The organism is Nonomuraea sp. KM90 (assembly GCF_052246675.1).
Taxonomy (GTDB): Bacteria; Actinomycetota; Actinomycetes; order Streptosporangiales; family Streptosporangiaceae; genus Nonomuraea.
Genome location: NZ_JBQQCB010000089.1, coordinates 38,132 through 45,517, shown reverse-complemented (window position 1 = coordinate 45,517; position 7,386 = coordinate 38,132). Strand labels below are relative to the sequence as shown.

General features: G+C 73.4%; 5 protein-coding genes. 3 read left to right on the top strand and 2 right to left on the bottom strand.

What is annotated here, in order from left to right:
• Positions 1-150: 150 nt before the first annotated feature.
• The gene (locus ACTWPW_RS46535) at positions 151-1,683 is read right to left on the bottom strand and encodes a penicillin-binding transpeptidase domain-containing protein (protein WP_375112836.1); all 1,533 of its coding nucleotides are present in this window, start codon (positions 1,681-1,683) and stop codon (positions 151-153) included.
• A 146-nt stretch (positions 1,684-1,829) separates the two neighbouring features.
• Between ACTWPW_RS46535 and ACTWPW_RS46530 the strand changes: the two genes are divergently transcribed.
• From ACTWPW_RS46530 to ACTWPW_RS46520, 3 genes are read left to right on the top strand one after another with little or no spacing between them, the layout of a single operon-like run.
• Positions 1,830-2,771 (top strand): LysR family transcriptional regulator, encoded by a 942-nt coding sequence (locus tag ACTWPW_RS46530; protein ID WP_375112837.1) that lies wholly within the window; start codon positions 1,830-1,832, stop codon positions 2,769-2,771.
• Positions 2,768-3,646, top strand: a complete 879-nt coding sequence (locus ACTWPW_RS46525; RefSeq protein WP_443172518.1) for a serine hydrolase — start codon at positions 2,768-2,770, stop codon at positions 3,644-3,646. The genes ACTWPW_RS46530 and ACTWPW_RS46525 overlap by 4 nt, the downstream gene beginning before the upstream one ends.
• A gap of 57 nt (positions 3,647-3,703) precedes the next feature.
• Positions 3,704-5,662 (top strand): acetoacetate--CoA ligase, encoded by a 1,959-nt coding sequence (locus tag ACTWPW_RS46520; RefSeq protein WP_443172517.1) that lies wholly within the window; start codon positions 3,704-3,706, stop codon positions 5,660-5,662.
• Positions 5,663-5,668: 6 nt separating this feature from the next.
• On the opposite strand, the gene ACTWPW_RS46515 is transcribed toward ACTWPW_RS46520, so the two are convergent.
• Positions 5,669-7,336 carry an alcohol dehydrogenase catalytic domain-containing protein gene (locus ACTWPW_RS46515; RefSeq protein ID WP_443172516.1) on the bottom strand — a complete coding sequence of 556 codons (1,668 nt, stop codon included), beginning with the start codon at positions 7,334-7,336 and terminating at the stop codon, positions 5,669-5,671.
• Positions 7,337-7,386: the final 50 nt, after the last annotated feature.

Genomic DNA, 7,386 nt, shown 5'->3' with positions numbered 1-7,386 from the left:
CTTCCCCGACCCGCCGTGGCGCTCGGCGCGACCCGTCGACCCACCTGACCCCACCGCTCGCCCGGCCCCGCTCAGCCCACTCGCCTTCCTCCTCCCCGGAGGACCTCGGGCGAAGTGCGGTGGGGGCCGGTCCCCGGTCGGGGCGCAGGGTCAGGCGAGGGCGCGGAGGAAGCGGGCCGCGATGGGGGCCGCTACGGCGGAGCCGGCACCGCCGCCCTCGACGATGACCGAGAACGCCAGGTCCCCCTTGTAGCCGATGAACCACGAGTGCGCCGGCGGTTCCTTGCCCGAGCCGTACTCCGCCGTCCCGGTCTTGCCCGCCGTACCGGCCGGGAAGCTCACCCCGTGCGCCGTGCCGTCGGTGACGACGGCGGGCATGAGTTTGCGCAGGGCCTTCACCACCCCCTCCTCCAGCGGGCGCGGGTTGTCCGGCTGCTGCCCGGGGAAGTGCTCGCCGGTGACCAGCCTGGGCGGGATCCAGGCGCCGGAGGCGATCGCGGCGGCGACCGAGGCCATGTTCAGGGGGCTCGCCAGCACCCGGCCCTGACCGATCGAGGCGGAGGCCAGGTCGGTGTCGTCCTTGGGGTCGGGGAACTCGGCGCGTACGGCGGGCACCCCGGGCGTGATCGGGGTGTCGAAGCCGAAGCTCCTGGCCACCTCGGCGAGCCGGCCGTCGTTGAGCTGGGCCACGCTCATCTCCCCGAACGTGGTGTTGCAGGAGTGCGCGAACGCGTCCCGGAACGACAGCGTGCCGAAGTCCTCGAAGCCCGCGTTGTGGAACGGGAAGCCGCCGATGTTCTTCTCGGCCGGGCACGTCACCTGCCGGCCCGGCTCGACGCCGCCGGCGACCAGGGCGGAGGCGGTCACGACCTTGAACGTCGAGCCCGGCGGGTACTTGCCCATCAGCGCCCGGTTGAACCCGCCCGGCGCGTTGAGCGCGGCCAGGATCTCCCCGGTCGAGGCCCGCAGCGCCACCAGGGAGGCCGGCTTGTCCACGCCCTCCAGTGCACTGGCCCCCGCCCGGTGCACCTTCAGGTCGATCGTGGTCTGGATCGGCCGGGTGCCGCCGGCCGGCACGACGGTCTTGACGGGCTGGTCGCCGCGGTAGAGGTCGATCCTGGTACGGCCGGGCGCCTCGAAGCGGTCGGGGAAGGTCTGCTTCATGCCCTCGACGAGCTGCTGCACCGAGCCCGGCGCACCGGGGTTGTTGACCTCGGTGCCGTCGGCGGTGAGGACGCGTACGGGGTCGCCCTGCTGCGTGACCGCCCGGAGCGACAGGTCCTTCTTCAGCAGGGGGTGGATGGTGGCGGGCGTCCAGGCCACCTTCCACGCGCCGCCGCGCTCCACGAGCCGCAGCCGCCCGCCGTAGTCCCAGTCCCGCCGCCCCGTCAGCTTGGCCTGGAAGGAGACGCCGTCGTCGTCGTCCGCGCCCTGGTCGGCGAAGACCCCCGTCGAGGTCGGACGGTGGAAGGTGGCCTGGGTGACCTTCAGATCGGCGAGGAAACGCCGGTGCCGGCTCTCGAAATCGGCGGGCGGGTCCGCGACGAGCGCCCGCATCGCCGCGTAATTCTGGGCGGACCAGGCCGCAAGGTAGTGGTCGGCCGTCTCCTCCGGCGACCCCTCCGTCCGCAGGACCCAGATGACGCCGCCCGCCACGAGCGCCGGGACCAGGAGTGCCGCCACGATCCAGGGCCACCGTCTGCGGCGACGCCTGCCATAAATTCTCCCCGTTTGTGGTGCCATGTCGGGATGACACCAGAGCCCGGATGCTCGTGTCCAATATTGATATGAGCCCAACCTAGATATAAATCTGGATATAGTGGCTGCTCATGGACCTGGTCCGGCACCTCCGCTACTTCACCGTGGTGGCGGAGGAACTCCACTTCGGCAACGCGGCGATCCGGCTCGGCATGGCCCAGCCGCCGCTCAGCCAGCGCATCAAGCGCCTGGAGGAGGAGCTCGGCGTGCGGCTCTTCGACCGCTCCGCCCGCCAGGTCCGGCTCACCGAGGCGGGCCGGCTGCTGCTGGGCGAGGCCCGCGAGATCGTGGCCCGGGTGGACCGGCTGCACGAGCTGGCCAGGCAGGGCCAGGGCGCGGTGCTGAAGGTGGGCGTGCCGCCCGACCTCGCCGCCGCCGTGCTCGCCGCCCTGGTCGCCGCCTTCCGCGAGAGCAACCCGGACGTACGTCTCGCGCCCGCCGAGATCTGGACCGCCGACCAGGTGACGGCCCTGGCCGAGGGCGCGATCGACGTCGGCCTCGTACGCCATCCGGTCACCGCGCCCGGCCTGCGCTTCGGCCAGGTCCTGGTGCAGGCGCAGGGCGTGCTGCTGGCCTCGGGTGACCCGCTCACCGGCGTCGGCGAGGTGCATCTGGCCGACCTGGCGGGGCGCGAGCTGCTGATGCCGCCCAAGGAGGGCGAGCCCGGCTGGCACGGCGAGGTGCTGGCGGAGTGCCGCCGCCACGGGTTCGTACCGGCGCAGGTGCACGAGGGCGCCGGGCTCGGGCTGGTGCTGGCGGGGGCGGCGGTGGCGTTCGGGCCGAGGATGGAGCTGCCGGGACTGGCGTGGCGGCCGCTGCTAGGCTCGCCGATCACGAGCCGGGTCTCCACCGCCTGGCGCGCGGTGGCGGCCGCCACGGATCACCCGCTCACCGACTTCGCGGCCGTGGCCGTACGGACGTTGAAGGAGAGCGCCGGGATGACCGACGAGGGCGCCCTGCCGGAGATCGGGCCCGCCCGGCGGGTCCGGGGCAGGCCGGGGATGCTGGCATGAGCGTCGCGATCACGGGCCGGGGCGCGCCCGACTTCGAGAGCCTGTTCCGGGCGGCCGGCGTGACGGGCTGGATGTACGCGGCCGACATCGACACCGGCCACGAGGTGGGCCACGGCCCCGACGAGCCGCTGCCCACGGCCTCGATGTTCAAGGTGCCGCTGCTGGTGGCGCTCTGCCGGCAGGCGGACGCGGGGCTGCTCGACCTCACCGGCCGGGTCACCGTGCCGGCCGGCGTGCGGTCGACGGGGCCGACGGGGATCTCGGCGATGCTCGACGACGTGACGATCTCGCTGCGCGACATGGCGTACCTGATGATCGCGCTGAGCGACAACACCTCGGCCGACGTGCTGCTGGAGCGGGTGGGGTTCGACGCGGTCAACGCCACGATGGACGCGTTCGGGCTGACGGGGACGCGTGTGGTGCAGGGCGCGGGGGAGATCAACGAGAGCATGAGCCGCGACACCGGGCACGGGTGGCCGTACGTGGATCCCGACGACATAGCCCGCCTGAGCGCACTGGACCCCGCCCGCGCCAACCGCAGCACCCCCCGGGAGATGGCCCGGCTCTTCGGGCTGATCTGGCGGGACGAGGCGGCCTCGGAGCCGTCGTGCGCCTGGATGCGGTCGGTGCTCAACAGGCAGGTGTGGCCGCACCGGCTGGCCTCCGGCTTCCCGTACGACGACGTGGCCGTCAGCGGCAAGACCGGCACGATCCCGACCCTGCGCTGCGAGTCGGGCGTCGTCGAATACCCCGACGGCGGCCGCTACGCGGTGTCGGTCTTCACCCGCTCCTTCAGCACCGCGCTCAACCAGCCGCGCGCCGACGCGGTGATCGGCACGGCCGCACGTATGGCGGTGGACCACCTACGGAGGTAGCAAGTTATGGGGAAGGCCGGGTATGACTTTCCCCCGGACGGGCGACAGGATGGGCACATGGTTGCTGAGGGCGAGCTTCTCTGGGAGCCGAGCGAAGAGGTCGTCGAGTCGGCGAGGCTGACCCATTACCTGAGGTCGCTGGGCAGGTCCGGCGACTACGAGGACGCGTGGCGGTGGTCGGTCGACCGGCCCGGGGAGTTCTGGACGTCGATCTGGGACTACTTCGAGGTGATCGGGGACCGGGGCGACGGGCCCGCGCTCTCGGGGACGATGCCGGGCGCGACCTGGTTCCCCGGCGCCTCGCTCAACTACGCCGAGAACGCGCTGCGCCACACCGAGGGCACCGCCCTGGTGTTCGTCTCCGAGGACGGCGCCCGGCAGGAGCTGAGCCGGTCCGAGCTGCGCGATGAGGTCGCCCGCGTCAGGGCCGGGCTCGTCCGCCTCGGCGTCGGGCGCGGCGACCGGGTGGCCGCCTACCTGCCCAACATCCCACAGGCCCTGATCGCCTGCCTGGCCACGGCCTCGCTGGGCGCCATCTGGTCGGCCGGCTCGCCCGACTTCGGGGTGCCGAGCATCGTCGACCGGTTCAAGCAGATCGAGCCCAAGGTGCTCATCGCCGTCGACGGCTACCACTACAACGGCAAGAGCTACGACCGCTCGGCCGCCGTCAACGAGATCGCCGCCGAGCTGCCCTCGCTGCGCGCGACGGTGTGGATCCCCTACCTGACGGCGGCCGAGGAGGGCCGCCCGCCGCAGCAGGCCGAGCCCGCCCCGGCGCGCACCCAGGAGATGCCGCACGGCGAGGTGATCGGCTGGGAGGGGCTGCGGGCCGAGGAGGGGCCGCTGGAGTTCGAGCGGGTGCCGTTCGACCACCCGCTGTGGATCCTCTACTCCAGCGGCACGACCGGGCTGCCCAAGCCGATCGTGCACGGCCACGGCGGCGTGGTGCTCGAACACCTCAAGTCGCTCGCCTTCCACCAGAACCTGGGCGAGGGCGATGTGTTCTTCTGGTACACCACCACGGGCTGGATGATGTGGAACTACCTCATCGGCGCCCTCCTGGTGGGAGCCACGCCCGTGCTGTACGACGGCGCGGCCACCCACCCCTCGCCGGCCGCGCTCTGGAGGATCGCCGCCTCGGAGAGGGTGACCTACTTCGGGGTCGGGGCGCCGTACATCATGGCCTCGCTCAAGGCCGGCATCCGCCCCGAGGGGCTCGACAGGCTGCGCGGGGTCGGTTCGACCGGGTCGCCGCTGCCGCCCGAGGGGTTCGCCTGGGTGGCGGCCGCGCTGCCGGGGGTCCCGCTGGGGTCGTTCTCCGGCGGCACCGACGTGTGCACCGGGTTCGTCGGGGCCACCGTGCTGCACCCGATCAGGGCCGGGATCATCCCGTGCCGGTCGCTGGGGGCGCGGGTGGAGTCGTTCGACCCCCTGGGCGAGGCGGTCGTGGGCGAGGTGGGCGAGCTGGTGCTGACCCGGCCGATGCCGTCCATGCCGGTGATGTTCTGGAACGACCCCGGCGGCGAGCGCTACACCGAGAGCTATTTCGACGTCTACCCCGGCGTGTGGCGGCACGGCGACTGGATCAAGATCAACGAGGACGGCAGCTGCGTGATCTACGGCCGCTCCGACTCGACGCTCAACCGGGGCGGCGTGCGGATGGGCACCAGCGAGTTCTACCGGGTGGTCGAGCGGTTCGACGAGATCGCCGACAGCCTGGTGATCGACACCGGCCAGCTCGGGCAGGAGGGGCGGCTGCTCCTGTACGTGACGCTCGCCGAGGGCGCCGAGCTGACCGAGCCGCTGGAGCGGGAGCTCTGCGCCGCCCTGCGCACGGAGTTGTCGCCGCGCCACGTGCCCAACGAGATCCGCGTGGTGCCCGGCATCCCGCGCACGCTGTCGGGCAAGAAGCTCGAGGTCCCCGTACGCAAGATCCTCCTCGGCACCCCCGTCGAGCAGGCGGCCAACCCCGACGCCATGGCCAACCCGGAGGTGCTGCGCCACTTCACGCCCTGAGCCGGCTCAGGGGTGGATCGTGATCTTCCCGCGGGTGTCGCCGGCCTCGGCGCGCCGGTGGATCTCGGGGAGCTCGGACAGCGGATGCGACTCCGCGACCTCGACCACCAGGCCGCCCTCGTCGATCAGGGTCGCGAGGTGGGCCAGCTGCTCCGGGTCGTCGCGCGTCACGAAGTGCGTGGCGCCCTCGATCGGGGTGGCGACCGTGACGGCCGCCGGCGCCAGCCCGGCCAACTCGGCGGCCGTGTCACCGGGGATCGCGGCCAGGTTGAGCAGCACGTCCATGTCGCGGGGCAGCGGCTCGGCGGTGTAGTCGACCAGCACGTCGGCGCCGAGCCGGCGTACCGCATCGGCGCTGCGCGGGCTCGCCGTGGCGGTGACGTGCGCGCCGATCAGCTTGACCAGCCGTACGGCGAACAGGCCGATGCCGCCGCCCGCGCCGTTGATCAGGACCCGGTGCCCCGGGGTGATGCGGGCGTGCTCGGGGATGGCCTGCCAGGCGGTGAGCCCGGCCACGGGGACGGCTGCGGCGTCGGCGAGCGGGATGCTGCGCGGTGCCCGGGCCAGGAGGTCCGCGGCGGCCACCACGTATCCGGCCGCCGCGCCGCTCACCACCCCGAACACCCGGTCGCCCGGCGCCAGGCCGGTGACGCCCGCGCCGGTCTCGACGACCGTGCCGGAGACGTCCCACCCGAGTGTCCGCGGCAGGTCCGTGCCGAACACCTCGGGCAGCAGCCCCGACCGCAGGCCGACCTCGGCGGGGTTGAACGACGTGGCGGCCACCTCGACGAGCACCTCCCCGGGCCCCGGCCGGGGCGTGTCCACCTCCTCCTCGCGGATCTGCGAGGCGTCGCCGAACGCGTGGATGCGGGCCGCCCGCATCGTGGGCGGCGCGGGGGGCACGTCGCGGAAGGCGCCGGCGTGCTCCGCCACCCACTCGCGGAACCTGCTCGCCGGGACCTTCGTGACCTCCTCGACCGTCGAGGTGACCGGGGCCGGCTCGGTCACCAGCCCGGCCTGGGCCCGCAGCACCTCGTCCACCACGCCGGCCGGCAGGCCCTCGGCCGGCAGGCCGGCGCGGGCCCGCTCCGGCGGGAGCTCCTCCCAGCGGGCCGGGATCCCGGTGACCTCGGAGATGATCCGCACCTGATCGGCCTGCGTGATCGTCTCGGGCCCCGTCAGGTGCAGGGCCGCGCCGTGGTGCCCCTCGTCCAGCAGCGCCCGTACGGCCACGGCCGCGACGTCCCGCTCGTGCACCGGCGGCATGGCGGCCGCCCCGTACGCACCGCGTACCACTCCGGCCCTGACCTGCCGCGCCCACCGCAGCGCGTTGGCCGCGAAGGCGTGCGGGCGCAGGAACGTCCACTCCCGGGCCGACGCCTCGATCAGCCGCTCGATCTCGCGCTCATGATCGCGCCGGGCGGCGGAGGACAGGTAGACCACCCGCCGCGCCTGCCCGGCGATGGCCGCCACCACCTCCCGCGCGCCCTCGGCCGTGGCGAACGGCCACACCAGCAGCACCGCGCCCACCCCGTCCAGCGGCAGCGAACCCGGGTCCCGCAGATCGCCCGTGCCGCTGCTCAGGGCCACGACCTCGGCCCCCTCCTGCCGCAACAGCGCCACCGCGTGCCGTCCGACCGTGCCGGTCGCCCCGGTCACCAGAATCCGTCCCATAGTCGCTCTCCTTTCCTCTCCTGGAACCGTAGGGGAGCGATGAGAGATGG